Source organism: Xanthomonas sp. WCS2018Noco2-27 (assembly GCF_031843525.1).
In the GTDB taxonomy this organism is placed as follows: Bacteria; Pseudomonadota; Gammaproteobacteria; order Xanthomonadales; family Xanthomonadaceae; genus Xanthomonas.
Map to the genome: position 1 here is coordinate 45,250 of NZ_JAVTIK010000001.1, position 26,834 is coordinate 72,083.

24 protein-coding genes and 1 other RNA gene are annotated in these 26,834 nt (G+C 65.8%); 13 read left to right on the plus strand and 12 right to left on the minus strand.

Features of this window, described 5'->3' with window-relative positions; translation table 11 throughout:
- The first annotated feature begins 103 nt into the window (after positions 1-103).
- Complete coding sequence (gene recO / locus RQH86_RS00170) at positions 104-826, plus strand: DNA repair protein RecO (RefSeq protein WP_311239647.1); 723 nt, start codon at positions 104-106, stop codon at positions 824-826.
- 117 nt (positions 827-943) lie between these two features.
- Here recO and RQH86_RS00175 read toward each other — a convergent pair whose 3' ends face one another.
- Positions 944-1,666 (minus strand): response regulator, encoded by a 723-nt coding sequence (locus RQH86_RS00175; protein WP_115512204.1) that lies wholly within the window; start codon positions 1,664-1,666, stop codon positions 944-946.
- Between the two features lie 158 nt (positions 1,667-1,824).
- Between RQH86_RS00175 and rlmD the strand changes: the two genes are divergently transcribed.
- The 10 genes from rlmD to RQH86_RS00225 all read left to right on the plus strand — a co-directional run bounded on the left by rlmD (position 1,825) and on the right by RQH86_RS00225 (position 11,938).
- Entirely contained in the window at positions 1,825-3,159 is a 1,335-nt protein-coding gene (rlmD, locus tag RQH86_RS00180; RefSeq protein ID WP_311239648.1) for a 23S rRNA (uracil(1939)-C(5))-methyltransferase RlmD, read from the plus strand.
- A gap of 80 nt (positions 3,160-3,239) precedes the next feature.
- Positions 3,240-3,764, plus strand: coding sequence for a CYTH domain-containing protein (locus tag RQH86_RS00185; RefSeq protein ID WP_311239649.1), 525 nt, complete (start codon positions 3,240-3,242; stop codon positions 3,762-3,764).
- A 125-nt stretch (positions 3,765-3,889) separates the two neighbouring features.
- Positions 3,890-4,573: a DsbA family oxidoreductase gene (locus RQH86_RS00190; RefSeq protein WP_115512200.1), complete on the plus strand. Its 684-nt coding sequence runs from the start codon at positions 3,890-3,892 to the stop codon at positions 4,571-4,573.
- A 42-nt stretch (positions 4,574-4,615) separates the two neighbouring features.
- On the plus strand, positions 4,616-5,623 hold the full coding sequence (locus RQH86_RS00195) for an FAD-dependent oxidoreductase (RefSeq protein ID WP_311239650.1): 1,008 nt from the start codon (positions 4,616-4,618) through the stop codon (positions 5,621-5,623).
- A gap of 169 nt (positions 5,624-5,792) precedes the next feature.
- Positions 5,793-7,364, plus strand: coding sequence for a cryptochrome/photolyase family protein (locus tag RQH86_RS00200; RefSeq protein ID WP_311239651.1), 1,572 nt, complete (start codon positions 5,793-5,795; stop codon positions 7,362-7,364).
- A 374-nt stretch (positions 7,365-7,738) separates the two neighbouring features.
- A complete protein-coding gene (gene nagZ / locus RQH86_RS00205) occupies positions 7,739-8,740 on the plus strand; it encodes a beta-N-acetylhexosaminidase (protein WP_115527386.1) in 1,002 nt (333 codons plus the stop codon).
- Positions 8,740-9,294 carry a hypoxanthine-guanine phosphoribosyltransferase gene (locus RQH86_RS00210; RefSeq protein WP_055845328.1) on the plus strand — a complete coding sequence of 185 codons (555 nt, stop codon included), beginning with the start codon at positions 8,740-8,742 and terminating at the stop codon, positions 9,292-9,294. The genes nagZ and RQH86_RS00210 overlap by 1 nt, the downstream gene beginning before the upstream one ends.
- A gap of 230 nt (positions 9,295-9,524) precedes the next feature.
- The gene (locus tag RQH86_RS00215; RefSeq protein ID WP_311239652.1) at positions 9,525-10,277 is read left to right on the plus strand and encodes an S-methyl-5'-thioinosine phosphorylase; all 753 of its coding nucleotides are present in this window, start codon (positions 9,525-9,527) and stop codon (positions 10,275-10,277) included.
- Between the two features lie 87 nt (positions 10,278-10,364).
- The gene (locus RQH86_RS00220) at positions 10,365-10,571 is read left to right on the plus strand and encodes a cold-shock protein (RefSeq protein ID WP_003488188.1); all 207 of its coding nucleotides are present in this window, start codon (positions 10,365-10,367) and stop codon (positions 10,569-10,571) included.
- Positions 10,572-10,666: 95 nt separating this feature from the next.
- Positions 10,667-11,938, plus strand: coding sequence for an NAD(P)/FAD-dependent oxidoreductase (locus tag RQH86_RS00225; RefSeq protein ID WP_115561656.1), 1,272 nt, complete (start codon positions 10,667-10,669; stop codon positions 11,936-11,938).
- A gap of 342 nt (positions 11,939-12,280) precedes the next feature.
- Here RQH86_RS00225 and pdeM read toward each other — a convergent pair whose 3' ends face one another.
- The 5 genes from pdeM to RQH86_RS00250 are packed head-to-tail and all read right to left on the minus strand — an operon-like array spanning position 12,281 to position 18,260.
- On the minus strand, positions 12,281-12,925 hold the full coding sequence (pdeM, locus tag RQH86_RS00230) for a ligase-associated DNA damage response endonuclease PdeM (protein WP_115512194.1): 645 nt from the start codon (positions 12,923-12,925) through the stop codon (positions 12,281-12,283).
- Positions 12,915-15,416, minus strand: coding sequence for a ligase-associated DNA damage response DEXH box helicase (locus tag RQH86_RS00235; RefSeq protein WP_311239653.1), 2,502 nt, complete (start codon positions 15,414-15,416; stop codon positions 12,915-12,917). The genes pdeM and RQH86_RS00235 overlap by 11 nt, the downstream gene beginning before the upstream one ends.
- Positions 15,413-17,017, minus strand: a complete 1,605-nt coding sequence (locus tag RQH86_RS00240; protein ID WP_311239654.1) for an ATP-dependent DNA ligase — start codon at positions 17,015-17,017, stop codon at positions 15,413-15,415. Before RQH86_RS00240 ends, RQH86_RS00235 begins: the two co-directional genes overlap by 4 nt.
- The gene (locus RQH86_RS00245; RefSeq protein ID WP_311239655.1) at positions 17,014-17,247 is read right to left on the minus strand and encodes a hypothetical protein; all 234 of its coding nucleotides are present in this window, start codon (positions 17,245-17,247) and stop codon (positions 17,014-17,016) included. Before RQH86_RS00245 ends, RQH86_RS00240 begins: the two co-directional genes overlap by 4 nt.
- The gene (locus RQH86_RS00250; RefSeq protein ID WP_055845311.1) at positions 17,244-18,260 is read right to left on the minus strand and encodes a ligase-associated DNA damage response exonuclease; all 1,017 of its coding nucleotides are present in this window, start codon (positions 18,258-18,260) and stop codon (positions 17,244-17,246) included. The genes RQH86_RS00245 and RQH86_RS00250 overlap by 4 nt, the downstream gene beginning before the upstream one ends.
- Before the next feature lie 96 nt (positions 18,261-18,356).
- On the opposite strand from RQH86_RS00250, the gene RQH86_RS00255 reads away from it, so the two are divergent.
- Positions 18,357-18,433, plus strand: a non-coding RNA gene (locus RQH86_RS00255) — sX9 sRNA.
- 171 nt (positions 18,434-18,604) lie between these two features.
- Here RQH86_RS00255 and RQH86_RS00260 read toward each other — a convergent pair.
- The 6 genes from RQH86_RS00260 to RQH86_RS00285 all read right to left on the minus strand — a co-directional run bounded on the left by RQH86_RS00260 (position 18,605) and on the right by RQH86_RS00285 (position 23,772).
- A complete protein-coding gene (locus RQH86_RS00260; protein ID WP_055845308.1) occupies positions 18,605-18,970 on the minus strand; it encodes a hypothetical protein in 366 nt (121 codons plus the stop codon).
- The gene (locus RQH86_RS00265) at positions 18,967-19,527 is read right to left on the minus strand and encodes a polymer-forming cytoskeletal protein (protein ID WP_311239351.1); all 561 of its coding nucleotides are present in this window, start codon (positions 19,525-19,527) and stop codon (positions 18,967-18,969) included. Before RQH86_RS00265 ends, RQH86_RS00260 begins: the two co-directional genes overlap by 4 nt.
- A gap of 97 nt (positions 19,528-19,624) precedes the next feature.
- Positions 19,625-21,346: a diguanylate cyclase gene (locus RQH86_RS00270; protein WP_311239352.1), complete on the minus strand. Its 1,722-nt coding sequence runs from the start codon at positions 21,344-21,346 to the stop codon at positions 19,625-19,627.
- A 227-nt stretch (positions 21,347-21,573) separates the two neighbouring features.
- Entirely contained in the window at positions 21,574-21,900 is a 327-nt protein-coding gene (locus RQH86_RS00275; protein WP_039406588.1) for a hypothetical protein, read from the minus strand.
- A 231-nt stretch (positions 21,901-22,131) separates the two neighbouring features.
- Entirely contained in the window at positions 22,132-22,473 is a 342-nt protein-coding gene (locus RQH86_RS00280; RefSeq protein ID WP_104614059.1) for a hypothetical protein, read from the minus strand.
- A gap of 123 nt (positions 22,474-22,596) precedes the next feature.
- On the minus strand, positions 22,597-23,772 hold the full coding sequence (locus RQH86_RS00285; protein ID WP_115527394.1) for a thiolase family protein: 1,176 nt from the start codon (positions 23,770-23,772) through the stop codon (positions 22,597-22,599).
- A 159-nt stretch (positions 23,773-23,931) separates the two neighbouring features.
- Between RQH86_RS00285 and RQH86_RS00290 the strand changes: the two genes are divergently transcribed.
- The gene (locus tag RQH86_RS00290) at positions 23,932-26,772 is read left to right on the plus strand and encodes a S8 family serine peptidase (protein ID WP_311239353.1); all 2,841 of its coding nucleotides are present in this window, start codon (positions 23,932-23,934) and stop codon (positions 26,770-26,772) included.
- Positions 26,773-26,834 lie beyond the last annotated feature (62 nt).

A 26,834-nucleotide genomic window follows, 5' to 3' on the forward strand; every position in this document is an offset into this window, starting at 1 on the left:
GTAGCTCGGGCAGCGCTGCTGCGCACCGTCGCCATTCTGGGGGCGCTGCCCTTGCTGTCTACGTGTCCCGGGTCCCGGGTCCCCAGTCCCGGCAACTGCTTCCATGCTGATCGAGCACGAACACGGCTTCGTCCTGCATGTGCGCGCCTGGCGCGAGACCAGCTTGCTGGTGGAAGTGCTGACCGAGCAGCACGGGCGGGTGGGGTTGCTGGCGCGTGGCGTGCAAGGCCCGCGCAAGCAGGCGCTGCGGGCGGCGCTGCAGCCGCTGCAACTGATTCAGTTCACGGCCGTGCAGCGCGGAGAACTTGCGCAACTGCGCCAGGCCGAAGCGCTGGATACCGCGCCGCGATTGGTCGGCGAACGCATGCTCGCCGGCTTCTATATCAGCGAGCTGTTGCTGCGTCTGGCTCCACGCAATGATGCGGTCCCCGAGCTTTATGCGTGCTACGCGCAGGCACGTGCGCATCTGGCCTCGGAGTTGTCGCTGGCGTGGGGGTTGCGCCAGTTCGAGCGCGATGTGCTGGAGGGGCTGGGGTTTGCCTTCGATCTGCAGCACGACAGCGACGGGCAGCCGATCGACCCGGCGGCGCGTTATCGACTCGATCCGCAGGAAGGTGCCATGCGGGTACTGAGCGAACGTCTGGCGCAGGATCGGCGTGAGACTGTCACCGGTGCGGCGTTGCTGGCGCTGGGGGAGGACACAATGCCGGCTACCGATGACATGCCCGGCTTGCGCCGCAGCATGCGTAGCGTGCTGTTGCATCATCTGAACGGACGCAGCCTGAAATCCTGGGAAATGCTGGAGGATCTGGCGCGTCGTCGTTGATCTGCACGACGCGGCCAAGTGCAGTGCCGCGTGTCATTTGACGAATCGCGTATCCGATCCTGTCGACATTCAGTCAGCGCCTGACCCGCGGGTGGCGCTGACGAATACAACCTCAGTTCAGTGCAATAACGCCGCCACCGCCGCATGAAACTGGGTCTGTGCGGTGTGCGATTGCGGGTCGCCACGCAGCAGGCGGACCGCGCCGGCCAGCCGGGCGGCGCCGACGAAACCGCAACTGGCCTGCAAGCGATGCAGATGATTGCGCAGCGCCTGCTCATCGCTGATGTTCAGTGCCGAGGTGACCGCGTCGCGTGTGCCCGGCAGCTCTGCCAGGAACAGTTCGCGCAGTGCGTTGAGGTGGTGCTGCTGACCGTTGAGCGCGCTCAGCGCTGCCGCCTCGTCCCAATCGCTGGCGGCGATGTCGACCACACCGACCGGCGCCACGCTGTAGCGGCCACGCGCCAGACCGCGACGCACCGCCTGCAGCAGGCGTTCGGTGGTCAGCGGCTTGACCAGCATTTCCAGAAAGCCATCGGACTGCAGACCACGCTGCATCGCCATGTCGCCATCGGCGGTATGCGCCAGCGCAGGCACGTCCGGGTGCAGCAGACGTAACGCACGCAGCAGGCCGCTGCCGGTGCCATCGGGGAGATTGACGTCGATCAGCCACAGGTCGTGGCGACGTTCGCGCGCGCGGTCCAGCGCCGACGACAACGAATCTGCGCAATCCACCTGGGCCGGAAGGCTTTCCAGGGCAGCCTGCAGAAAGCCGCGGCTGATCGGGTCGTCTTCCACCAACAAGAGTCGTGGATGGGGTTCCTGACGTGTCGCCATGTTCATGCTGCCTCCTTGTCAGCGATGCCGCGTCCTGAGCTGCCGCGCGCAGGCGAAGTTTGCCTGTGTTTGCGGGGCACGACAATTGCCACGCCACGCAGGGCGGCCTCGGTCGATCGCATCTGCGACAATACGCACCCTTTTTGCCCGCAGCTTGTCGCCACGTGGCCAGAACCCGAAACCGTTTCGACCGTACCCCCTTCCAGACCGCGATCACCGACCTGAGCCATGACGGCCGCGGAGTGGCGCGCCGCGATGGCGAGGGCGGCAAGGTCACCTTCATCAGTGGCGCCTTGCCCGGTGAACTGGTGCGTGCCGAGCCCACCGCGCGCAGCCGCCATTTTGATGAAGCCAAGACGGTGGACGTGCTGGAGGCCTCGCCGCAGCGGGTCACCCCGCGCTGCCCGCATTTCGGCGTGTGCGCCGGGTGCGTGTTGCAGCATCTGGAGGAATCGCAGCAGATCGTGGCCAAGCAGCGCGTGCTGATGGACAACCTGGAGCGCATCGGCCACGTCAGCCCGCAGACGATGCTGCCGGCGCTGGTCGGCGACACCTGGGGCTATCGGCGTAAAGGTCGCTTCTCGGTGCGGCGGGTGGAGAAGAAGGACAAGACCCTGGTCGGTTTTCGCGAACTCGACCCGCGCTTCGTGGCCGACCTGTCGGTTTGCTACACGGTGATCCCGGAAATCGGCGAAAAGATCCCGCTGCTGGCGGCTCTGATCGAAAACATGGATGGCAAGCGCGACATCCCGCAGATCGAGTTCATCGCCGGCGACGATGCGGTGGCGTTGACCATCCGCCACATGCAGCCGCTCAGCGAGCGCGATCGGCAGGCCTGGGTGGAATTTGCGCAGACCCACGGGTTTGCGATCTTCTTGCAGCCCGGCGGCGTGGACAGCGTGCATCCGTTATGGCCACAGGACGTGCCGCTGTCGTTCCGCCTGCCGCAATGGGACGTCGAGCTGGCGTTCCGGCCGCTGGACTTCATCCAGGTCAATGCCTCGCTCAACCAGAAGATGATTGCGCACGCGCTGACGCTGCTCGATGCCAAACCCGATGACCGCGTGCTGGATCTGTTTTGCGGGTTGGGCAATTTCACCCTGCCGCTGGCAAGAACGGTGCGCGAGGTGGTCGGCGTGGAAGGCGATGCCGGCTTGGTGGCGCGCGCCAAGGAAAACGCGCAACGCAATGGTCTGGACAACGCGCAGTTTTATGCGGCCGATCTGACCCAGGATCAGCGCAATACGCCCTGGATGCGTCAGGGCTTCGACAAGCTGCTGCTGGATCCGCCGCGTTCGGGCGCATTGGAAGTGCTGCAGCAACTACCGCTGAAGAAATTCGAGCGCATCGTGTATGTCAGTTGCCACCCGGGCTCGCTGGCGCGCGACGCCGGCTATCTGGTGAACGAGCAGCGCTTTACGCTGGTGTCGGCCGGTGCGATGGATATGTTCCCGCACACCGCGCATGTGGAAAGCATTGCGGTGTTTGAACGGCGGTGAATGGTGAATAGGGAATCGGGAATGGTGAAGGCGGTTCGCCGTATGCTGTTGCGATTCCCGATTCCCGATTCCCGATTCCCATGCCTCTAGAAATCGAACGCAAGTTTCTTGTCACCGGCGACGACTGGCGTAGCGCTGCGCATGCGGTGATCCCGATGGCGCAGGGATACATCAACGATCAGGCGTCGTTGCGCAGTGGCGCGCAGAACGCGTCGGTGCGCGTGCGCATCCAGGGCGAAAGTGCGTTTCTCAATCTGAAGTCGCGCGAGGTCGGGCATACCCGTCAGGAATTCGAGTACCCGGTCCCCCTTGCCGATGCGCGCGCGTTGCTGGCGTTGTGCGTGGGCGGCTTGATCGACAAGCGCCGGCATCTGGTCGAGTACCAGGGACATGTGTGGGAAGTAGATGAATTCCTGGGCGATAACGCAGGGTTGGTGGTGGCCGAGATCGAGCTTGGCAGTGCTGACGAGGCGTTCGCCAAGCCGGAATGGATCGGCGCGGAAGTCACCGACGACGTGCGCTATTACAACCTGGCACTGGCCTCCCATCCGTTCTCGCAATGGGTGGAGAGCCGGGAGTCGGGATTGGGCATTCGGGATTCGTAAAAGCCAAGGCGCATGCGTCGGCCCTGGGCGATGCCTTGCGCATCACCAGTCACGATTCCCATCCCTGTCTCGGTATTGGGCTTATGCTTTGCGAATCCTAAATCCCCACCGACGAATCCCCGCTCATGCGCATCGACATCTGGTCCGACGTGGTCTGCCCCTGGTGCTGGATCGGCAAGCGCCGTTTTGAACAGGCGGTCGCTGCGCTTGGGGCGCAGCTGCCGGCATTGGACATCCATTACCACGCGTTTGAGCTCGACCCGGATGCCGGTGCCGAGCCGGTGCCATTGCGCGATGCGTTGGCGCGCAAGTTCGGCGGTGCCGCACGCGTGGATCAAATGCTTGCGCAGACCCAGGACACCGCACGCGCGGAAGGCCTGCCATTCGACTTCGGGCGTGGCCAGGTACAGGTCAGCACGTTGCGGGCGCATCGCTTGCTGTGGCTGGCCACGCACGAGGGTGATGTCGGTGCGGTGATGGAAGCCTTGTTCCATGCGCATTTTGCGCAAGGCCAGAACGTGGCTGCCACCGACACGCTGCTGCGTGCGGGTGAGGCCGGCGGGCTTGCAGCCTCGCGCGTGCAGGCGATGCTCGACTCCGACGAAGGCATTGTGGAGGTACAGGCACAGTTGGCACAGGCCAGCGCGCTAGGCATCCGTGCAGTGCCCAGCTTCGTGATCGACGGGCGTAGCCTGATCCAGGGCGCGCAGCCGCCGGAGACGTTTGCGCAGGCGCTGCTGCAATTGGCGGCCGAATCGGTGCCGATTGGCGGCGCCGATGCATGCGGACCCGATGGATGTGCGGTGTGACAGATCGCCTGCGTCATGCCCGTGCCGGCGACTGACCGGGCGATGCAGCCACGCCGCCCGCGAACGGTTGCGGTGATCGGCGCCGGCCTTGCCGGGCTCGCGTGTGCCAAAACGCTGCAGGCGGCCGGCGCGGTAGTGACGGTGTACGAGCAGGGCGATGCAATGGGTGGGCGCATGCGTGCTCGCATGGGTGCCGGCTGGCAGTGCGATGTGGGCGCGCAGTATTTCACCGCGCGCGATCCGGATTTTGCAGCAGTGGTGAACAGCTGGGTCGCCGCCGGCGTCGCGGCGCGTTGGCCTGCACGCATCGCAAGCTGGGATGGACGTGCACTGCGCGCTTCGCACACCGCGCTGACGCGTTTTGTCGGAGTGCCGGAGATGGCCGCTCCCGCGCGTGCGCTGGCGGCAGGGCTGGATGTTCGGTTGCAGGCGTCTGTCCGCAGCTTGCAACGCAGTGGCCAGGGCTGGGCGTTGGGCGTGCACGGCGTGCCCGCGCTGCATATGGTCGATACGGTGTTGCTCGCGCTGGCTGCGCCGGATGCGGCCGCGCTGTTGGCAGAGAACGCGCCTGCGCTTGCGACCATCGCGCGCGATGCAAGCATGCAGCCCGCCTGGGCGGTGGTGTTGCGGTTCGATGCGCGCATCGATCCTGGCTATGACGCGTTGTTCGTCAATGCAGGACCAGTGCGCTGGGTGGCGCGCGACGCCAGCAAACCGGCACGGCACGGCGCCGAGACCTGGCTGCTGCATGCCACCGCCGACTGGAGCCAGCTGCATTTCGATGCCAGGCCAGAGGATGTCATCGCCACGCTACTGCCAGAATTGGCCGCGCTCGGCCTGCCGCCGCCGCAGGCCTGCGACGCCTATCGGTGGGAGGTGGCCAGCACCGACCCACCGTTGCAGATCGGCTGTGTCTGGGATGCGCCGCTTGGCCTTGGCCTGTGCGGCGATTGGCTGGCGGGCGGCAAGGTCGAGGGCGCGTGGCAAAGCGGAACCGCCTTGGCGCAGCGGGTGTGTGCCGATGGTGTCACGCACCATGCGGATGCATAAGCCGGTGGCGCGTCCGTGGTGTTGAGCCTCAATGTCGCACAATGGCAGAGTGGCTTTTGCGTTGCAGACTGCACAGATGCACAGATGTCGTGCGCAGCGCTGCCGAATGCCTGCCCGAGCGCCTGACTGATGCAAGCGCGCCCTGTCTGCATGCGTGAGCTCAGCACCAATGCGTGACTCCGATACGACCACCAGCGGCTCGCAAACGCCAGCGCACACGCTGCGCCTGATCCTGGGCGATCAGCTCAACCCGCAGCACAGCTGGTTTGCGACGCACGACCCCGGCGTGGTCTACGTGCTGATGGAGGTGCGCGAGGAAACCGATTACGTGCTGCATCACGCGCAGAAGATCCTGGCGATCTTTGCGGCAATGCGCGCGTTTGCCGCGCGCTTGCGGCAGCACGGGCATCGCGTGCGCTATGTCGCCATCGATGCCCCCAGTAATCGGCAATCCATTCCGGCCAATCTTGAAGCGTTGATGGCGCATTACCGCGCCGAGCATTTGCAGTATCAGGCGCCGGACGAATGGCGCCTGGATGAGGCGCTGCGCCACTGGAGCGCGGGCTGCGCGTTTGCCACGCACATGGTCGATAGCGAGCATTTCCTGACCGAACGCGATGAGGTGGCGGCGTGTTTCCGCGCCGGAAGTCAGTGGCGCATGGAGGTCTTTTATCGACGGATGCGCACGCGCCATCGCATCCTGCTCGATGCCTCCGGCCAACCGGAAGGTGGGCGTTGGAACTTCGATCACGACAATCGCGCGCCGTGGCCCGGCGATCCGCCAGCGCCGCAGGAGTGGCGTGCCGCGCACGACCATGGCGCGTTGTGGCAATGCATCGAAGCTGCCGGCGTGCGCAGTTTCGGTATGCCGAATGCGCAGGCGCTGCCATGGCCGCTAGACCGCGATGAAGCCTTGCAGCATCTGGATGCCTTCATCGCCACTGCGTTGCCGAATTTTGGCCGCTACGAAGATGCGATGAGCACGCGCAGCCCGCGGCTGTTCCATTCGCTGCTGTCGTTCGCGCTCAACGTCAAGATGCTGCACCCGACCGAAGTGATTGCGCGTGCCGAAACGGCGTGGCGGCAAGGACACGCACCGCTGGCCTCGGTGGAAGGTTTTATCCGGCAGATCCTGGGCTGGCGCGAATACGTGCGCGGCGTGTACTGGTCGCAGATGCCCGGCTATGCGCAGTCCAATCAGCTCGATCAGCATGCGCCGCTGCCGCAGTGGTTCTGGGACGGGCAGATCGGCATGCGGTGCCTGGCCGATGCCGTCGGCAATTCGCTGGCCAATGCGCATGCGCACCATATCCAGCGGCTGATGGTGATCGGCAATTTTGCGCTGCTGGCGGGGCTGGACCCGCAGGCGCTGCATCGCTGGTATCTGGGTGTCTACATCGATGCGTTCGAGTGGGTGGAGTTGCCCAACACAGTGGGCATGAGTCAGTTTGCCGACGGTGGCCTGCTCGGCAGCAAGCCGTATATCAGTGGTGCGGCCTATATCGATCGCATGAGCGATTACTGCAGCGGCTGCCGCTATCAGCGCAAGGCGCGCATCGGTGCGCGGGCCTGCCCGTACAACGCGCTGTACTGGGATTTCCTCGCGCGGCAGCGTCCGCTGCTAGGCACGAACGAACGCCTGGCGATGCCGTATCGGCAGCTCGATGGCATGGCGCCCGAGGTGCTGGAAGGCATCCAGATCCAGGCCGCACACTGGCGGGCAAATCTGGACCGTCTCTGAGGCGGCGAAGACCGAAGTCGTCTGCTGGACGGCCAGCGAGGTCGTGAACCGGCCGCATGCGTCCTACTGCAGACCGCCGCACGCCGCACGCCGGTGGCGAGCCGGGCAGCACAGCCATGGTGTCTGCCCGGGGAAGCAGGCTGTTGCGTTCGCGGTGCGAATGACGGCACCGGTGCTGCCAGCGCAGGGACCCGAGCTCAAAGGCGATCACGTGGTTGTCGGTATCGATGCGCGGGCGCCGCAACGCCTGGCCGCAAGGCGCTTCGGTCAGTGGACGTCAGCCTCCGCCTGAATGCGCGATCTGACGCTGCAACGCGCATCTGCGACAATGCCGCGCTGCGCCCTCTTGGCGCCTGGCCCGGGAGTCCCCCAACATGCTTCTGATCGGCGTTGCCGGTACCGAACTCAGCGCACAGGAACGCGACTGGCTGCAGCACGATGCCGTTGCCGGCGTGGTGCTGTTCAAGCGCAACTTCGCCTCGCGCACCCAGGTGGCCGAGCTGTCGGCATCCATCCGCGCTGCCGCGCCGCGCCCGGTGCTGCTGTGCGTGGATCAGGAAGGCGGGCGCGTGCAACGGTTTCGCGAGGGCTTCAGCGCGTTGGCGCCGTTGCAGAGCTTCGGTACGCAGTATCTGCAGGATCCGCAAGGCGCGCTCGCCGCCGCCCGCGCGCACGCGCAGCTGATGGCCACTGAAGTGCGCGCCAGCGGCGTGGACCTGAGCTTTGCGCCGGTGGTGGACCTGGGCCGCGGCAACCGCGCCATCGGCGATCGCGCCTTCAGCGACGACCCGCAGATCGTGGCCACCTTCACCCGCGCCTATGTGCAGGCGCTGCACGGCGCCGGCATGGCCGCCACGCTCAAGCATTTCCCCGGCCACGGCACGGTGCTCGAAGACACCCATGTGGATCACGCCAGCGATCCGCGTTCGCTGGAGCAATTGCAGGCCGACGATCTGCTGCCATTCGTGGCCGGCATCGAGGCCGGTGCCGACGCAGTGATGATGGCGCACGTGGTTTACCCGCAGGTCGCGCCGGAACCGGCTGGTTATTCGCAGCGCTGGATCGAACAGATCCTGCGCGGCCAGATGGGCTTCCGCGGCGTGGTGTTTTCCGACGACATCGGCATGGCCGCCTCGTTCAGCGCCGGCGGCGTGGCGGGCCGGGTGCATGCGCACCTGGATGCCGGCTGCGACGTGGTGCTGGTCTGCCATCCGGAACTGGTCGACGAATCGCTGCAGGCCGTGCAAGGCCGCAGCCTCAATACCGCAGCGCTGATCGGCTTGATCGGTCGCGGCGCGCTCGGCTGGGACGGCCTGCTTGCCGGCACCGATGCCTCTTTCAACACTCCTTCCGCCCCTTTCGGATCAATTGCCTGATGTCCACGCTCACCATTTCCCAGGCCCTGGCCCAAGCCGATCTGCTGGTCGACCGCCCGGCCATCGATGCCGCCGTCGGCACTATTGCCGATGCCATCGCGCGCGACTACGCCGGCGAAGTGCCGGTGTATCTCACCATCATGCACGGCGCGCTGCCGTTCTCCGGCCAGTTGGCGCTGGAGTTGGGCGCACGTGGGCAGGATCTGCAGTTCGATTACCTGCATGCCACCCGCTACCGTGGCGAAACCGTCGGCGGCGAGCTGGTCTGGAAGCACCGCCCGGCCACCGCGCTGTTCGGCCGCCGGGTGATTCTGGTCGACGACATTCTGGATGAGGGCTACACGCTGCAGGGCGTGCGCCAGTGGTGCCTGGAGCAGGGCGCCACCGACGTGCGCGTGGCAGTGTTGACCGTCAAGCGCCACGACCGCTGCGTGCCGGGCGTCACCGCCGATTACGTGGGCGTCGAAGTGGCCGACCGCTATGTGTTCGGCTTCGGCATGGACGTCAACGAACAGCTGCGCGGTATTCCCGCCATCTATGCGATGAAGCAGTAAAGCGCGCGCGGTGATCAGCAACGCGGCGGCGTAGTCGTCAGGCGGACGCGGCCGCTGCGCGCAATCGGCGTGCACGGGTTTATGTCTCCCGGTGTTGCCTTGGCGCCCATCGCCGCCGGACGATCGCTCGCTACGCTTTACTGGTCGCTTCTGAATCACTGGCCCGCCACTGCGCGGGCACTCGTGCGCGCTTGCGCGCTTCTACGTCCGTTACGTTGCAGAGGTCGGTTGTGTCTTCCCATTCCATCGCATTGGCCGTCATCGGCGGCACTGGTGTCTACAAGCTCGCGCAGCTCGATGATGTGCAGGCCCACGAACTGGACACGCCCTACGGCGCGCCGTCGGGGCCGATCCGCGTCGGCATGCTGCTCGGTCATCGGGTGGCGTTCCTGGCCCGGCATGGCGAAGGCCATTCGCTGCCGCCGCACAAGGTCAATTACCGCGCAAACATCGCTGCGTTGCAGCAAATCGGCGCCTCGCGTGTGCTTGCCCTCAATACGGTCGGCGGCATCACCGACCAGTTCGGCCCGCGCGTGCTGGCATGCCCCGATCAGCTGATCGATTACACCTGGGGGCGCGTGTCCACCTTCTGCGAGGAGCCGGGCAGCGAGGTGCAGCACGTGGATTTCGGTCATCCGTATTCGCCGATGTTTCGCAGCAAGGTCATCGCTGCGGCCAAGGTGACCGGGGTCACGATGGTGGCCGGCGGGTGCTACGGCGCGACGCAAGGGCCGCGTTTGGAAACGATTGCAGAGATCGCCCGCATGCGTCGCGACGGCTGCGATCTGGTCGGCATGACCGGCATGCCCGAAGCCGGGCTTGCGCGCGAAAAAGGCCTGGAATATGCGTGTTTGGCGATCGTGGCGAACTGGGCGGCCGGTTGCGGCGACGCGCAGGAAATCACCATGGCCGAGGTGTTGGCCAACGTGGATGCCGCCTCGTCCGGGTTGCCCGAACTGATTGGCGAACTTGCACGCGGGTGATTGTCATTGGGGAATAAGCTTTGCATACTCGGCGCGTACGCACCGCCGTACACCACCCATTAATTATTGCAAAGGTCTCGCATCACCATGCCGAACGGTACCGTCAAGTGGTTCAACGACGCCAAGGGATTTGGCTTCATCTCACCGGAGGACGGCAGCGCCGATGTCTTCGCGCACTTCTCCGCGATCAATTCCAAGGGCTTCCGCAGCCTGCAGGAAGGCCAGCGCGTCAGTTATGACGTGACCCAGGGTCCCAAGGGTGCCCAGGCTTCGAACATCACGCCGGTCGAGTAATCTAACTCGACTGTGCGGTTGAAGAACCCCGCCACGGCGGGGTTTTTTTTGCACCGGTCCACGCAGGACGGTGTTCGCGAACCAGAGCAGGGACGATGCAACAAGCATTACGGATTGCGGTAGTGGGCTATGGAACCGCAGGGCAGGCGCTGGCGGTCTTGCTGGGCGCCGATGGCCATCGACTGGACGTCTTCGAGCGCGCCGCCAGGCCGGGGCCGGTCGGTGCCGGCTTCCTGCTGCAGCCCAGCGGCCTGCAGGTGTTGTGGAAGATGGGCCTGTTGTCGCAGGCCCTGATGCATGGCGCGCCGGTGCGCCGCCTGTACGGCGAAACGCCATGCGGGCGCGCGGTGATGGATATGCAGTACCGCGATCTGGATGCCCGCCTGATGGGTCTGGGCATGCAGCGCGGTGCGTTGTTCTCGCTGTTGTGCGATGCCTGGCCCGAGTACGCGCAGCTGCAGACCGATACCCAGATCACCGCCATCGATCACGAGGGCAGGCGCGTGCAGGACCAGCGCGGGCAATGGCATGGTCCGTACGATCTGATCATCGCCGCCGATGGCTCGGCTTCCACGCTGCGCGCGCAGGTGCAGGGCACCCGGCTGGATCGGGTGTATCCATGGGGCGCGCTGTGGTGTCTGTTGCCGCGCGAAGATTGGCCATTTATCGACGAACTGCGCCAGCGTTATATCGGTGCGCGCAAGATGATCGGGCTGCTGCCGGTAGGCACGCGGCCTGGCGACGACACCCCGCGCCTGAGTTTTTTCTGGAGCCTGCCATGCAGCGATTTCGCTGCCTGGGAGCAGCGCGGCATCGGCGCGTGGCGCGATGAGGTGGCGCAGATGTGGCCGGACGCGCATCTGCGTCTGGACAGCGTGCAGGTGCACACCGCGCTGGCACGCGCCAGCTACCGCGATGCGGTGATGACGCGCTGGCATCGTGGCCGTTTTGTCCTGGCCGGCGACGCCGCTCATGCGATGAGCCCGCAGCTGGGCCAGGGCGTCAACATGGCATTGCTGGATGCATTGGCCATGCGCGATGCCTTGCGCGCGGGCGAGGATATCGATGACGCCTTGCAGCGCTATCAGCGCGAGCGCCAGGCGCATGTGGCGATCTATCACCGCTGGAGCCGCTGGCTCACGCCGCTGTTTCAATCCGAACGCGATGTGTGGGCACGCGGGCGCGATCTGTTGCTGCAGCCGATGGGGCGCGTACCGGGCGGTCGTGGTCACATGCTGCGCGTGCTCAGCGGCACCCAGCATGGCTGGTTCGGCAAGTTGGCGCTGGCGCCTGAGTTCGTGGACGCGTTGTCGCAACCATTACCGCAAGCGCTGCCACGGCCGCAGAGCGTTGCCAACAGCGGCTGAGCGGACGCAGGTGCTCGCCGCGCGTGGCGGGTAGTTGGAAGCGGCAGGTATCGTTGGATGCTTCGGTGTCGAGCGTATCGGCCACACCGCTCGACGATGCTTCGGGGCGGTGTGTGTACGTGATGCCATTACGCGTCGTAGCAACGCTGACGTAGCGGGTGTACGCACGGTTGCCAGGAGCAGCTAAAAAGCCTGGCGAGCAGGCGTCGGGTGTAGACGGCGCACTCAGAACCGGAGTGCGCAAGATAGGAGTGCGCGAGGAATCCATACCGCACAGAGCGCCGGCTGCGCCCGCCTGGCAGTGCGCAGTCCTTTTGCTGGCGGCTCTCAGCGGCGCAGTGGCTAACGCACTGGCAAGGCCACCGCATCGCCTTCCACGCAGGCTACCAGGCGCTCACCTTCGAGCAGTGTCGGCACCACGCCCGCGGTGAAATGCGAGAACGCCGGCAGGATGGTGACGCGGTCGCGCAACCAGAACGCCGGCCAACGCCGCGACAGGCCCGGCAGTGCCGCCAATGGATGCAGATGCCCGCACAGCACGTGGCCGGTGGGATGTGGCAACGGGTCGTGGCGCAGTACGAACGGCCCGTCTTCGACCTGTTCGCCGGCCGCTTCGATCTGCAGATCGGCACCGGCCACGGCGCGGTCGTGGTTGCCGCGGATGGCAATCACGCGCAGGTCGCAGTGCTGCTCGCGCCACGCGCTCCAACGACGATGCCAGGCTGCGCGCGGCGCAGGACCATGCAACAGGTCGCCGAGTATCCACAGTGCCTCGACCTGGCGCTGCGCAAGCAGAGCATCTAGGCGCTCAAGATCGTGCGCGGTGCCGCCTGCGGGCAGGCCGATGCCGGCGCGTCGGAACACATCGGCCTTGCCCAGATGCAGGTCGGCGATCAGCAGGGCGCGCTGCGCGGGTCGATACAACGCACGTTCGCCGAGCAGTTCCACCGTTTCGCCGGCCAACTGCAGCTGCACGCTATCGCCCATGCTTGCGCTCCAGTTGCTCGGCGGCGCGCAACACGCGCGCCTTCCAGTCCTCGGTACTCAATTGACCACGCATGCGTTCGGCCCACAGCGGGAACGACAACGGCGTGAGGCTGCGTGGCGTGCACAGGCGCAGGTCGCGGCGTGCGCAGTCCTCCAACGCATGCGCCAGGCGTGCCAGTTCGAGTTGGCCTTCGAACACTTCGCGCTCGGCCTGGGCCAGCAACAGATGCTCCGGATCGAAGCGCTGCAACACGTCGTAGAGCAGTCCGCTGGAGGCCTGCAGCTGGCGCAGGCTGCGTGGCGCACGGCCGGGCAGGGACGGCGACAGCAACCCGGCCACGCGCGCGATTTCGCGGAACTGCCGGCGTGCCAGCTCGCCCAGGTTGAGACTGTCGCGCAGATCGTCCAACAACCCGGCCGGCGACAGCAAGGCGCGTAGCACGTCGGCGTCGATCTCCACATCCTGCGCGGGCGAGAGCACAAAGCCGTAGTCGTTGGCAGCGAAGCTGAAGGTATTGCGCTGACGTCGGCCCCAGCGCGCCGCCAGCAGCGCGGCCAGCCCTTCGTTGACCTGCCGTCCAGCGAATGGATACACAAACACGTGCCGGCCATCGCGCGCCTTGATGCTTTCCACCAGCAGATGGTCCGGGCCGGGCAGCGCCGAGAGCGATGCCTGCAAGTGCAGCAGCGGGGCCAGCGCCTGCATTTCAGGCGCATCGCCGGGCGCGGCGAACAGCGCTTCCACTTCGCGGCCCAATGCCGACGACAACGGCATGCGCCCACCCATCCATTTGGGCACCACACCGCTGCCACCCTTGGCCACGCGCACGTAGGCGGTCATGTCTTCCAGACGCACCAGTTCCAGCAATCGTCCGGCAAATTGAAAGCGATCGCCGCGGCGCAGGCGGCCGACGAATTGTTCTTCCACCGCACCGAGTCGGCCGCCGCGCAGGAACTGTACGCGCACGCTGCCATCGCTGGTGATGGTGCCGATGGACAGGCGATGGCGCAGCGCAACGCGGCGGTCGGTGACGCGATACACGCCGTTCTCGTCGCGCACCACTTTGTGGAAATCCGGGTAATGCGCCAATGCGCTGCCGCCCTGCACGATGAAGTCGAGCACCGCGTTCCAGGTGGGTGTGTCCAGCGCAGCGAAGGCATCGGTGCCGCGCACTTCCTCGAACAATGCAGCGGCATCGAAGCCGCCGCCCAGGGCGAGGGTGACGCAGTGCTGGGCCAGCACATCCAGCGACAAACGCGGTGGCGGCCGTGCTTCGATATGGCCGTGCGCGATCGCGCGACGTGCCGCGGCGTATTCGACCAGTTCCAAGGCGTGCGAGGGCACGCACACCACATGCCCGGATTCGCCGGGGCGGTGCCGCGCACGGCCGGCGCGTTGCAGCAGGCGCGCGATGCCCTTGGGGCTGCCGACTTGCAGCACCTGATCCACTGCCGGGAAATCTACGCCCAGATCCAGGCTGGAGGTGGCGACCACGCAACGCAGGCTGCCGTCGCGTAGCCCCTGTTCGGCGGCGGCACGCAGGCTGGGGTCCAGCGAGCCATGATGCAGCGCAAGCGTGGCGAGATCGTCCGGCCATACCGCGCTCAACGCTTGGTGCCACAACTCGGCCTGTGCGCGCGTATTGGTGAAGACCAGGCTGGTGCGCTGCTGCATGACTTTTTGCAGCACGCGCGCCAACTGCGCCAGACCCAGATGGCCGGCCCACGGAAAGCGTTCGCCGCTGTCGGGTAACAGTGTCTCCAGCGTCATAGCGCGCGGTTTGACCCCCGACACCAGCGCCGCATCGGGGCGATGCGGCAGCAGCACATCGCGTGCCTGCGCCAGATTGCCCAGCGTGGCTGACAGGCCCCAGATGCGCAGCGCAGGCGCCCAGCCGCGCAGCCGCGCCAGACACAGCTGCAGCAGCACACCCCGCTTGTTGCCGAGCAGTTCGTGCCACTCGTCGACGATCACGCAGCGCAGCGCGGATAGCTGCGGTGCAGTGTCCGGATACGACAGCAACAAGGCCAGCGATTCGGGGGTGGTGACCAGCACATCGAGCTTGCCGCTGCGTGCCAGCCGCTTGTCGCGCGCGCTGGCATCGCCGGTGCGCAAACCCACCTGCCAATCCAGTCCCAGCGCGTCCACCGGTTCGCGCAGTGCGCGTGCGGTGTCGGCGGCCAGCGCACGCAAGGGCGTGATCCACAGCACCTGCAAGTTGCGTTGTTGCTGTCGGCGTGCGGCAGCCGCAGGCTTGGCCGATGTGACCGGCAGCGTGCGGCCACGCGCGGCCAGGGCATCCAGTAATGGGCCGCCGAATGCTGCCAGCGTCTTGCCGCTCCCGGTCGGCGTATGCAGCAACCCGGATTCGCCAGCGAGATAGCGCTTCCATACATCGCGTTGAAACGGCAACGGCGCCCAGCCGTGCTGTGCGAACCAGTCGCGCCACTGCTGCAATGGCGTGCCGCGTGCCTGCTGCGTCGCCGTCACCGCGCCAATGCCTGCAAACTGCTCAGGTGATCGGCCTCGGCAAACGGCTTGTCGTGCCGCCAGCGCAGGATGCGCGGAAACCGCACCGCAATGCCGGATTTGTGCCGCGCGCTGCGGTTGACCGCTTCAAAGCCCAGCTCGAACACATGCTGCGGGCTGACCGCGCGCACCGGACCGAAACGCTCGGTGGTGTTGGCGCGAATCCAGCGGTCCAGTTGCAAAATCTCCTTGTCGTCCAGCCCCGAATACGCCTTGGCGATCGGCACCAGTTGCCCCTCGTGCCACAGCCCGAAGGTGTAGTCGGTATACAGCGTGCTGCGGCGGCCATGGCCGGCTTGCGCATACAGCAGCACCGCATCGATGGTGAGCGGGTCGATCTTCCATTTCCACCAATCGCCCCGTCGGCGGCCGGCCTGATACACCGAGTTGGCGCGCTTGAGCATCAGCCCTTCCACGCCGCGTTCGCGTGCTTGTACGCGCAGCTGTGCGGCGGCGTGCCAATCGCCGGCTTGCACCCGTGGCGAGGCGACGATGCGCGGATCGTCGAGCGCGGTGAGCACGCCCTCCAGCAGCGCACGCCGCTCGTGCAGGGGGCGCTCGCGCAGATCCACGCCGTCCAGTTCGAGCAAGTCGTAGGCCACCACGCGCGCGGGCGCGGCCGCCAATGTCTTGGGGCCCGGCTTGAGCCGCTGGATGCGCGTTTGCAAGGCGGTGAACGGCATCGGCACCGGTTGCTCCGGTTGCCAGGCCAGCAGCTCGCCGTCGATGACGGTGCCGTCGGGCAGCTGCAGCGCGGCGTGTTCGATTTCCGGGAAGCGGCCATCCAGGCGTTCTTCGCCGCGCGACCACAGCGCCGCTTCGCCGGCGCGCCGAATCAACTGCAGGCGGATGCCGTCCCATTTCCATTCCAGCAGCCAGTCGTCGATGGCGCCCAGTGTGTCGACCTCGGCTTCGAGCGGGGAGGCGAGAAAGAACGGGTAGGGCTGCTGACGATCGCCCGGCATTTCTTCGCTGGTCAGCAGATCGGCAAGATAGGTCGGATGCGGTCGCCAATTGCCGAGCATGCGCTGGGCGATGCGTGCGATGTCCACGCCCGATAGTTCGGCCAGCGCTTGTTGCACCAGCCGCTGCGAAACGCCCACGCGCAATGCGCCGGTCAGTAGTTTGTTGAACACCAGCCGCTCATCGAAGGCCAGGCTGCGCCAGGCCTGCACGATGCATGCCTTGCGCACCGCAACGTCCTGGTTGGCGACCGGCAGCAAGCGCTGTTCGATCCATTCCGCCAGCGGCAGATCGGCCGCTTCGGTGATCGGGTCGTCCAGCAACAACGCCAGCGTTTCGGCCAGATCGCCGACATGGTCGTAGCTGTCGGCGACCAACCAATCGGCAATGCCGGCGGTGTCGGTGATCCACTCGCGCAGCTCGCCGCTGCTGGCGATGCGCATGCGTGCGCCGGCGACCTTGCCGCCGGCCAGCAGATACAGCGCCCAGGCCGCATCCAGCGCTGGCGCTTGGCGAAAATACGCCACCAGCGCAGCGCGCTTGTCGAGCGTGCCGGTGCTGCGGTCGAGGGTGCGGTACAACGCGGCAAAACGCTTCACGGCAGCGCCTGTGGCGTTGTGTCGGGAGCTGCAGCGCATAGCTCCAGCGCACGGCGCGTACATGCGCCTGACATGCGCACGCGGCGCTGCAGGCGGAGTGGGCCGATTGACGTGGTCGGTGCGCTGCGATGCACGCGACAAGCCAGTGCATGCCGGCCAAACGCCAGTGCGCCACTCAAGCGCAGACGCGCATGCGCGCGTGCATCACTGCAGGCGGGGAGCGGGTTCATTCCTCGGCTCCAAAATCGGTGCGGAAGGCTTCCGCCGCAACGCCGCGCTCGCGCAGGTGCTGGATCAACGCATCGGTATTGCCGTGGGTGGCGATCACCCGGCGCGCACCGGTGTCTTCGATGGTGCGCAGTAGATCCGGCCAGTCGGCATGATCGGACACTACAAAGCCGCGGTCGTAATTGCGCCGACGTCGATTGCCGCGAATGCGCATCCAGCCCGATGCGAATCCCTGTTGCGCATGTCGGAAGCGGCGGATCCAGGGGCTGCCCGCCGCCGACGGCGGTGCCAGCACCAGTTGGCCGGCATAGTCGGCGCCGCGCGCATGCTCGCTCACCGGTTGGGTGTCCAGCATCGCGATGCCGGCCTGGCGATACACCTCTACCCCGGCAGCGATCGCACCGTGCAACAGCGCAGGCTGGGTGTCCCAGGCACGCAATTCGGCCAGTACACGCTGCGCCTTGCCTAATGCGTAGCAATACAAGATGGCGGCCTCGCCGCGCTCGGCGCATTCGCGCCGCCAGGCGACGATATCGGCCGCTACCTCAGATGTTTCCGGCCAGCGATACACCGGCAGCCCAAAGGTCGCTTCGGTGATGAAGGTGTCGCACGGCACCACTTCGAACGGCGTGCAGGTGGGGTCGTGCTGGCGCTTGTAATCGCCGGATGCCACCCAGACCTCGCCATCCACTTCGATACGCACCTGCGCCGAGCCCAGTACATGGCCAGCCGGATGCAGCGAGACGCGCGCGCGTCCCAACGTAAACGCTTCGCCATCGGCATGCGTGTGATAGACCTGCTCGCCCAGCCGCCATTGCAGGATCGGCAGACTGTCGCGCGTGCAGTGGTATTCGCCCATGCCGCCACGTGCGTGATCGCCGTGGCCATGCGTGATCACCGCACGCGGCACCGGCCGCCAGGGATCGATATGAAAGTCGCCCTGCGGGCAATACAGCCCCTCGGGGCCAAGCACCACCAGATCGCCGCGTGTGTTCGTGTCGTTGCCGTTGCGCATGCCCGCAACTCTGGCCAAGCCGGTGTGCAGATCCTGAGAATGGGAATGGCGCGTACCGGTGCGAGCATGTGGGCGCGGCGGCTGCGCCGAGTCACCATGTAGCGCGCGTACGCTCCGGTGCTGAGCGTGCCGTCCACACCCAACTGACGACTGCTCGCTAGGTGTTGTTACCCGCTCCAAGCTTTGGAGCGCGATGCCGATCGCCGGCCTGCGTCGGCGCGCAGCGGCAAAGCGATACGCGGTTTTGCGATGGACGCCGTTGTGCTCAGCGCCACTGCTGTTGCGCAAGCTGCGCCGCCACGGCGCCAGTCTGATTCCACAGCGGCGATGCCGCATCCAGCGCGCTAATGGCGCGTTCGCCGCCCCGATCCACGCACCGCGCTAGCTTCCACCGCCAGGGTAAATCCGCGTTCTTCGCCGCCGTGCATCGCGCCCACATCGACCACATGGCGGCGGATCTCCTCACCCTTGCCGTTACGCACCACCACGACCACGGTGTATTCCCACGGATCGCCATCGGCGGGATGACGGATGGTGCCGTCGACCTTCAACGGCACGATCGGCGCCGGCTGCGCGTGTTGCGCAGCCGCCGAGTCGAAGCGCAGATGATGCTTGCAGGCAGGGCAAATGATGGCGCTTTCCAGAATCGTCGCCTTGCAATGCGGGCAGCTGCGCGTGGCTCCGGGCGTGCCCGGGCGGGGTGCACTCATGTGGCGTCGCTGTCTCCGCTCACCACCGGCTTGGGCGTGGCGGTCGGTTTGCCGGTGTCCTCGCCCCAGCCGAAGTCGGCCTGGCCGCGCATGCGGGCGCCCGAAGCCACGGTGAGGCTGCCGGCCTTGACGTCGCCGACCAGCACGCCGGAGGTCTGCAGCTCCACCTGCGCCGCCGATTCGATATTGCCTTCCAGCTCGCCGGCGATGATGACCTTGTTGGCGCGCACGCCGCCATTGAGCTTGGCGCCGCGTTCGATGGTCAGATCGCCCTTGACGTTGACGTCGCCCTTGAAGCGGCCGGCCAGGCGCACATGGCCGGCGCCTTCGATCTTGCCTTCGATGCTGATGTCGGCGGCGATCAGCGATTCCTTGGCCTCGCTCTGGCGTTGCGGCGGCGCGGCGGTGGGGACGACGCTGGGCGCAACGGCGGCGGCAGGCACCGGCGGGGCAGGGCTGGCGTCGGCGTTGAACAGCCGCCCATCGGCGGCAGGAGCATCCGGCGCTGCGGGAACGCCGTCTTTCTTGTTGGGACCTTGATCGCGCCACATCGACATCGGATTGCCTCGCTTCGGGGGTCAAGGCCGACTATCGCTGCGTCAATCGATCTTTTGTGTGACAGAGCGCGCAATCCGACATCGACGCCGTGCCTGCTCACGCCTCTGCGTCAGTCCCGCGCGGTTGTGCGGCACCATGACGCTCGACCCGATTGCGCCCGCGATGCTTGGCTGCGTACAGCGCTGCGTCGGCTTTCTGGATCAGACCTGCGCCGAGTTCGCCATCGACCGGAAAGCTGGCCACGCCGATCGAGGCGGTCACGCGCGGCAACGCACGCTGGCCATCGCTGACCGCCAGCGCCGCGATATGGCCGCGGATCTGCTCGGCCACGCGCATGGCTTCCTCGCTATCGGCCTCGGGCAGGATCACGGTGAATTCTTCGCCGCCATAGCGGCAGGCCACGTCTTCGGCACGCAACCGGGTCAGCAACAGCTCGCCGACCGCTGCCAGCAGCAGATCGCCGCCGGCATGCCCCTGGCTATCGTTGAATTGCTTGAAGTGGTCCACGTCCAGCATCAGCACCGACAACGGCAGGCCGCGCCGCGCGCAGCGTGCCAGTTCGTGACTCAGCGATTCCTCCAGATAGCGGCGGTTGTACAGCCCGGTCAGCGCGTCGCGGATCGATTGGCGGCGCAGCGACTCGCGCAGGCGCAGATTGCTCAACGCCAGCGACAACTGCTCGGCGGCCGCCTCGGCGATTTCCAGGCGCGGCATCGGCCCGGGACCGGGCGACGACAAGAACAGAAAGCCGAGCTGTGTGCCCTGCGCCGACATCGGCAGGCATGCGGTGGTGATCGGTGTCTGAGTGTCCGGCACGTCGATATGCGCGCACAGCGCATCGCGCGCGAGGTCCTCAATGATGTGCGGCTGGCCGCGGCGTAATGCCCAGCATTCTTCCGGCAAGAGATGCGGCGCGCTCTGTACCAGTGGCTCGCCCCAGTGGCTGATCGCTTCGGCGCGATCCTGCGAAGCGCGCAGCAGGTACACGCTTCCGGCAATGCCCGGCAGCAGGCTGGCCAGGGTGCGGCTGGTCACCACCAATGCTTCTTCGGCACTGATACAGCTTTGCAGCAGGCCGGTGTAGCGGCTGAGCAGATTGAGATCGGCGGTACTGCGCTGCAATGCACCGACGCTATCGCCCAGCTCGCGATTGGCATTTGCGGCACGGCGTTCGGCCTGCGCGCGATGCCGCAGCTCGCGCATCAGCAGCGCGTAGACACCACCAACCACCAGCAGCCCGAACGGAATGCCGGCCAGGGCCAGCGTCAGCAACAAGGTGGCGCTTTGCCGGCTGCTTTCCGCGCGCTGTGCCAGCAGCTCCTGCTCGCGTTGCACCATCGTCAGCGCCTGCTCGCGGATGGCACTGGTGGTGCGGAACGCGCTCTGCCGGATGCCGGCGCGTGCCGGTTCCAGGCCGCCCTGTGCATACACATCCAGCGTGTGCTGGATTTGCCGCAGCCGCGTCTCCACCAGGGTTTGCAGTTGATCCAGATGCTGCTCTTGCGCAGGGTTGTCGACAATCAACCTGCGCAGATTGGCCAGCAAAATCGGCAGGCGTTCCACACTGGTCTGGTAATCCAGTAAGTAGGCCTCGTTGCCAGTGAGCAGGAAGCCACGTTGCGCCGATTCGGCATCCAGCAAGCGCGCCTGGATCTCGTCGACCCGCCCGATTACTTCATGCGTATGCGAGACCAACGCCGCATCGGCCAGCGAGCGGCGCGCGCCGACAAAGATGCCGATGCCGATGACGATAAAGATCAGCGCAGAGAAGGCCAGCGCCAGCTGATTGCGGCGCCGCGATGTAAAAGAAGTGGGCATGCCGAATGCTAGCCTGCCAAGCTCGACAACACGAGATCAATCTCAACGCAAGACGTGTGCATCGGCACGAAATTGTCTGCGAGCAGACGCAGCAGTGTGAGCGGTTCATAGCAGCTGACACAGCTTGCAGGCTGCAGTCGGCTGGCTGGGGCTGCGCTGGCACTCGTGTGCATGAAGAGGCAGGCTGCGCCCACCTGTCGGTGAGCGCAGCGTGGTTTTCGGTGTGCTTAGTGCTGCGGATGCTCGGCGTCGTGCTTGTCGGCGTTCTGCTCGGCCTTGTTGGCCATCTCGCGGGTCTTGTCGGCGGTGGCGTCGGCAGCGTTTGCGGTCGCACGGCTGGCGTCTGCAGCCAGGTCGCGTGCGGCCACGCGCGCATCGGCCGTGGCGGCCTTGGCCTGTACCGCAGCGCGGTCGGCGGCCTGCTCGGTGGCGGCGGCAGCATGTTTGGCAGCGGACGCGGCATCGCGACGCGCCTGCTCGGCATCAGGGCCCTGGCAGGCGGCGAGAGTGAGTGCAGCGATGGCACTCAACGACAGCATGCGGATCGTCTTCATGGGTGGTCCTGCTCCTGTTCCGGTGTTGGAACGCGGAGCTTATGCAGGGGCCGATGCAGTCCGCGTCAATACGCGTTTGCGCATTCAGCTCACGGGCAGCATATGGACTGGAGTGGCCAACGGAGCCGCCGCGCCACCTTGCAAATCGGCGGTCGCGCCCGCCGTGCAGGCAAAGAAAAAGCCGCTGGAGACCAGCGGCTTTTTCCGAACTCGCTTGGAGCTAAGAAGTGATTACTTCTTGGCTTCTTCTGCGGTGTCCTTAGCAGCTTCGGCGGTGTTTTCAGCCGTCTTGGCAGCGTCAGCAGCCTGGTCGGCAGCAGCGTCGGTCGCGGCGCCGGAAGCAGCCTGGGCAGCGTCAGCAGCGGTGTCGGCCGAAGCAGCGGCGGTGTTGGCAGCAGCCTGAGCGGCGTCAGCCGACTGCGAGCCCGAGGCAGCAGCCTGGTCAGCAGCGGTCTGAGCGTCGGTTGCAGCTTCGTTAGCCGAAGCAGCAGCGTCCTGAGCCTGTTCCGGCTTCGAGCAAGCGGTCAGGGCCAGGCCCAGAGCCATTGCGATCAGCAGCTTGTTGATGGTCATTGTTTCAATCCTCGTCGATTAGATTAGGCAACGCGCTATTGCGCGCCCCAGACATGATGACGGCCCGAAGACGAGTGTCAAGCGCGCGCCCATTCAGCTTTGCAAAATCGCTGTTAATGGCAATTAAATCAATTCGATAGCAATGGCGGTCGCTTCGCCGCCGCCGATGCACAGCGTTGCGATTCCGCGCTTGCCGCCGCGCGTGCGCAACGCATTCACCAATGTCACTACCAGCCTTGCGCCAGACGCGCCGATCGGATGACCCAACGCGCAGGCACCGCCATGCACGTTGACCTTGGCATGCGCGATGCCCAGTTCCTTGATCGGTGTCATCGCCACGACGGCGAAGGCTTCGTTGATTTCGAACAGGTCTACCGCGTCCAGCGTCCAGCCGATCTTGTCGACCAGCGACTGGATCGCCGCCACCGGCGCGGTGGTGAACCATTCCGGGTCCTGCGAATGGGTGACGTGGCCGACGATGCGCGCCAGCGGCGTCACGCCACGGCGCTGCGCATCGTCGGCGCTCATGAGTACCGTGATTGCCGCACCGTCGGAAATGCTCGACGAACTGGCCGCCGTCACGGTGCCGTCTTTCTTGAAGGCCGGCTTCAGGGTCGGGATCTTGGCAACGTCGGATTTGCCCGGCTGCTCATCGCTGTCGACAACAATCTCGCCCTTGCGCGTGGCCACGGTCACCGGAACGATTTCATCGGCGAACGCGCCACTGCGCTGCGCGGCCTGCGCGCGCTCGACCGAGGCGATGGCGAAAGCATCTTGATCGGCGCGGCTGAAACCGAACTTTTCTGCGGTCGCTTCGCCGAACACGCCCATCGCCTGGCCATCGTAGGGATTGGTCAAGCCATCCCATGCCATGTGATCCACCGCCTGGAAATTGCCATAACGATTGCCGGTGCGCGAGTTCGGCAGCAGGTGCGGGGCATTGCTCATCGACTCCATGCCGCCAGCCACCACGATGCTGGCCGAACCGGCCTTGATCAAATCGTGTCCGAACATGATTGCCTTCATGCCCGAGCCGCACACCTTGTTGATAGTGGTGGCGCCGGTGGATGTCGGGATGCCTGCAGCGATGGCCGCCTGACGCGCCGGGGCCTGGCCGAGGTTGGCCGGCAACACGCAGCCAACGATGACCTCGGACACGTCCGCCGGTGCGATTCCCGATTGCGCCAGCGCGCCTTCAATGGCGGCAGCGGCGAGCGTCGGCGCTGGCACCCCGTTGAATTGACCGAGAAACGAGCCGATGGCAGTGCGTTTGGCAGCAACGATGACGATGTCGGACATAAGTGGATACCGTTTAAAGTGAAACGATTATCTGCCTCATGGCCGATTCGCGCCAGCAAGCTGATGTGCGGCTGCAGACCCGAAGCGATGCCGTATATGATGAGACTAGGGCCCGGGATGGGGCCCAATCCATGGAATGGGTTCGGGGAGAACACTTGAATGAAGAAGAGAAACGTCGCCAGGACTGTCCTGGCCTCGGCGCTGGCTGTGGCGTTGACCGCGTGTGGTGGAGGCGGTGGTGGAGGCGGTATTCGTCCGACCACGCCGACTGCACCGCCACCGACCTCGCCACCACCTCCGCCGCCGCCCACCTCACCGCCGCCGCCTCCACCGCCGGTCACTGCACCGCAACCGGCAATCGACGCACATCTGGCGTTGACCAATGCACATGCAGCGCAGGCGCTGGGGTTCACTGGCGCGGGCTATCGCATCGGCATCATCGATAGCGGTATCAATACCAATCATCCGGCCCTGCAGGGGCGGGTGAGCGACAGCTTCCTCTATGTCGACCCGCGCACCAGCAATGTCGCAGTGGGCGATGTGCTCGGGCATGGCACGGCTGTCGCCGAACTGGCGGCCGGGCGTGCGGTGGGGCAATGGCCGGGCGGCATTGCGCCGGGTGCAGGCCTGGTGTCTGCGCGGATCATCAGCGACCGCGCGCCGGTGGACGATGGCAGTGGCCAAGGCAATGAAGTCGACGGGCCGCTCGGTCTGGGCCCAGTGCATGCCGATCTGATCAGCGCCGGCGTGCGCATCATGAATAACTCATGGGGCGGCCTGTATTGGAACGACCCGACGGTCACCAATCAGATCGCGCAGGAATATCGATCCTTCATCATCGGCAACGATGGGCTGGTGGTATTTGCCTCGGGCAATGAGTCGCGTGCGCAGCCGTCCGACACGGCGGCGCTTCCCAGTCAGTTGGGTCCGAACGGTACGCTTCCGGCCGCAGACCTGGAGCGTGGCTGGCTAGTGGTTGGCGCGCTGGATACCGCCAATCCCACGCAGCTGGCGTCGTACTCCAATGCATGCGGCGTGGCAATGCGTTATTGCCTGGTGGCACCGGGCACGGCGCTGTTTATCGATCCCGATGCAACCGCCAGCAACATCCGCTATTTCTATGGCAGCGGTACCTCCTACGCTGCGCCGCTGGTATCGGGTGCTGCGGCATTGGTGTGGCAGGCGTTTCCGTATTTCAACAACGATCTAGTGCGTCAGACGTTGCTGGGAACAGCCACCGATCTGGGCGCGGCTGGCGTCGATCCGACGTTCGGTTACGGCCTGCTCAACGTGGGCAAGGCGGTGCTGGGGCCGGCGCGGTTCGATTGGGGGACGGTGGATGTCGAGATCACGACCTTGCGTTCGACCTGGGCCAACGACATCACTGGCAGCGGCGGATTAACCAAGCGCGGTTCCGGCACGCTGATCCTCAGCAGTAGCAACAATACGTTTGCCGGCGATACCCAGGTGCTGGATGGCACGTTGCAAACGGCCAGTCTGCAGAGCGCGCGGGTTGACGTCCTCAATGGTGCAACGTTGATCGGAGCAGGACGCATTGCCGGCACGGTCTCCAATCGCGGGAGTACGCTGCAGGTTGGTGGCGCGGTTTTGGCAATCGGAGGTAACTACACTCAAGATGACTTCGGGCGCTTGGCATTAAACGTGGGCGACCGCTTGAACGTAAGCGGTACAGCGACGATCGACGGTGACCTGCAGTTGCTCGGGCGGCGGGATTATGTGGTCAACAACACTACCTATCCTGTGCTGCAAGCAACCAACGGTCTGCAGGGAACGTTTGCCAGTCTCAGTAGCGGGCCTGCAGTCACTTTTCTCAATGCCACGTTGAGCTACGACGCCAACAACGCGTACGTGTCGCTACAGCGCATGGATGTCACGGCCGTCGCCGCATCGCTGGGCGCAATCGGCACGGCATCGATGGAGTCGGCAATTCGCGTCGAACAGGCGTTCCAAAAGGTGGACGCGCAGCAGCTGCAGGGCAACGGCGGCATCAGTGGCGACTTCATTCGTGCCGCGGCGGCGTTGCAGCAATCACCCGATGCCAAGACCGCAGCGGATTCGCTGCGCAGTCTGTCCGGACGTGCGCACGCGGCGTCTGCGGCGATGACCTTCGACACCATCGATCTGGGCCGGCGCGCGTTAGCCGCGCATTTCGATGGTCTGTCGCAACAGCCGCGCCTGCTGGGCACCTGGCAGCGTGCACTGGGCGGGCCGGGCGAGGGTGGGGTAACCACTGCAGGATTCGCTACCTCCGGCTGGATGATGGGCAACGATCTGCGCTTGGCGTCTGGTGCAGTCACCGGCTTTGCTTTCGGCGAAACGCGTTCCAACAGCCTGGGCGATCTGGATGGCGCACGCGGCCGCGATCGGCAGGTGCAGGCGCAGTTGTACTGGGGCACCACGTTGGGCTCGGCGTATACGCTGGGCCAGCTGGGCTTCGGTAACGTCAACCGGCAGATCGAGCGCACTCTGCAATTGGGCGAAGACCGCAGCAGTGCCTTCAGCGATTACAGCGGCAGCTATCTCAGCGGCAACCTGGAAACCGGGTATCGCTGGGGCCATGCAGCTGCGTCGCTGACGCCGTACATGGGCCTGGATTACGTGCGTCTGCGTAGCGAAGGGTTCCGCGAAAGCGGTGGCGATGGTTTCGGTCTGCGTGCCGATGCAAGCACGTCCTCGCGCACGCAAGTGCTGGCCGGCATGCGTTCGGCCTATCGCTGGCGCAGCCTGCAGTTGGGCGGTTATGCCGAATGGCAGCAGGCGTTGAGCAGCCAGGGATTGATGCTGGATGCCAGCTTCATCGGTGTGGAGGCATGGGCACCGCTGCGCGGCATGCAGCCGGCGCGCTCGGGCGGCGTGTTCGGCATTGCGGCCTCGGCGCCGTTGGGCCAGCAGAGCCAGCTACGCTTCGGTTACGACCAGCGGGTGGGCGAGCGCGGCGACGACCGTGCGGTGAGCCTGAAGTACAGCGCCGATTTCTGATCGGTGTGCATGACGCCCGGGCGCAATGCTCGGGCGTCGTATGTGCGGCCGCGGTTGCGTCA

What these genes read in the sequence shown, in the direction of transcription:
- RQH86_RS00260 (WP_055845308.1), bottom strand. Translation starts at nt 18,970, where the DNA reads ATGAGTGCACCCCGCCCGGGCACGCCCGGAGCCACGCGCAGCTGCCCG.
- RQH86_RS00195 (WP_311239650.1), top strand. Translation starts at nt 4,616, where the DNA reads ATGCAGCCACGCCGCCCGCGAACGGTTGCGGTGATCGGCGCCGGCCTT.
- RQH86_RS00190 (WP_115512200.1), top strand. Translation starts at nt 3,890, where the DNA reads ATGCGCATCGACATCTGGTCCGACGTGGTCTGCCCCTGGTGCTGGATC.
- RQH86_RS00270 (WP_311239352.1), bottom strand. Translation starts at nt 21,346, where the DNA reads ATGCCCACTTCTTTTACATCGCGGCGCCGCAATCAGCTGGCGCTGGCC.
- RQH86_RS00225 (WP_115561656.1), top strand. Translation starts at nt 10,667, where the DNA reads ATGCAACAAGCATTACGGATTGCGGTAGTGGGCTATGGAACCGCAGGG.
- RQH86_RS00175 (WP_115512204.1), bottom strand. Translation starts at nt 1,666, where the DNA reads ATGAACATGGCGACACGTCAGGAACCCCATCCACGACTCTTGTTGGTG.
- RQH86_RS00245 (WP_311239655.1), bottom strand. Translation starts at nt 17,247, where the DNA reads ATGAACCCGCTCCCCGCCTGCAGTGATGCACGCGCGCATGCGCGTCTG.
- pdeM (WP_115512194.1), bottom strand. Translation starts at nt 12,925, where the DNA reads ATGGGCGATAGCGTGCAGCTGCAGTTGGCCGGCGAAACGGTGGAACTG.
- RQH86_RS00220 (WP_003488188.1), top strand. Translation starts at nt 10,365, where the DNA reads ATGCCGAACGGTACCGTCAAGTGGTTCAACGACGCCAAGGGATTTGGC.
- RQH86_RS00185 (WP_311239649.1), top strand. Translation starts at nt 3,240, where the DNA reads ATGCCTCTAGAAATCGAACGCAAGTTTCTTGTCACCGGCGACGACTGG.
- RQH86_RS00290 (WP_311239353.1), top strand. Translation starts at nt 23,932, where the DNA reads ATGAAGAAGAGAAACGTCGCCAGGACTGTCCTGGCCTCGGCGCTGGCT.
- RQH86_RS00280 (WP_104614059.1), bottom strand. Translation starts at nt 22,473, where the DNA reads ATGACCATCAACAAGCTGCTGATCGCAATGGCTCTGGGCCTGGCCCTG.
- nagZ (WP_115527386.1), top strand. Translation starts at nt 7,739, where the DNA reads ATGCTTCTGATCGGCGTTGCCGGTACCGAACTCAGCGCACAGGAACGC.
- RQH86_RS00210 (WP_055845328.1), top strand. Translation starts at nt 8,740, where the DNA reads ATGTCCACGCTCACCATTTCCCAGGCCCTGGCCCAAGCCGATCTGCTG.
- RQH86_RS00250 (WP_055845311.1), bottom strand. Translation starts at nt 18,260, where the DNA reads ATGCGCAACGGCAACGACACGAACACACGCGGCGATCTGGTGGTGCTT.
- RQH86_RS00200 (WP_311239651.1), top strand. Translation starts at nt 5,793, where the DNA reads ATGCGTGACTCCGATACGACCACCAGCGGCTCGCAAACGCCAGCGCAC.
- RQH86_RS00265 (WP_311239351.1), bottom strand. Translation starts at nt 19,527, where the DNA reads ATGTCGATGTGGCGCGATCAAGGTCCCAACAAGAAAGACGGCGTTCCC.
- RQH86_RS00275 (WP_039406588.1), bottom strand. Translation starts at nt 21,900, where the DNA reads ATGAAGACGATCCGCATGCTGTCGTTGAGTGCCATCGCTGCACTCACT.
- recO (WP_311239647.1), top strand. Translation starts at nt 104, where the DNA reads ATGCTGATCGAGCACGAACACGGCTTCGTCCTGCATGTGCGCGCCTGG.
- RQH86_RS00285 (WP_115527394.1), bottom strand. Translation starts at nt 23,772, where the DNA reads ATGTCCGACATCGTCATCGTTGCTGCCAAACGCACTGCCATCGGCTCG.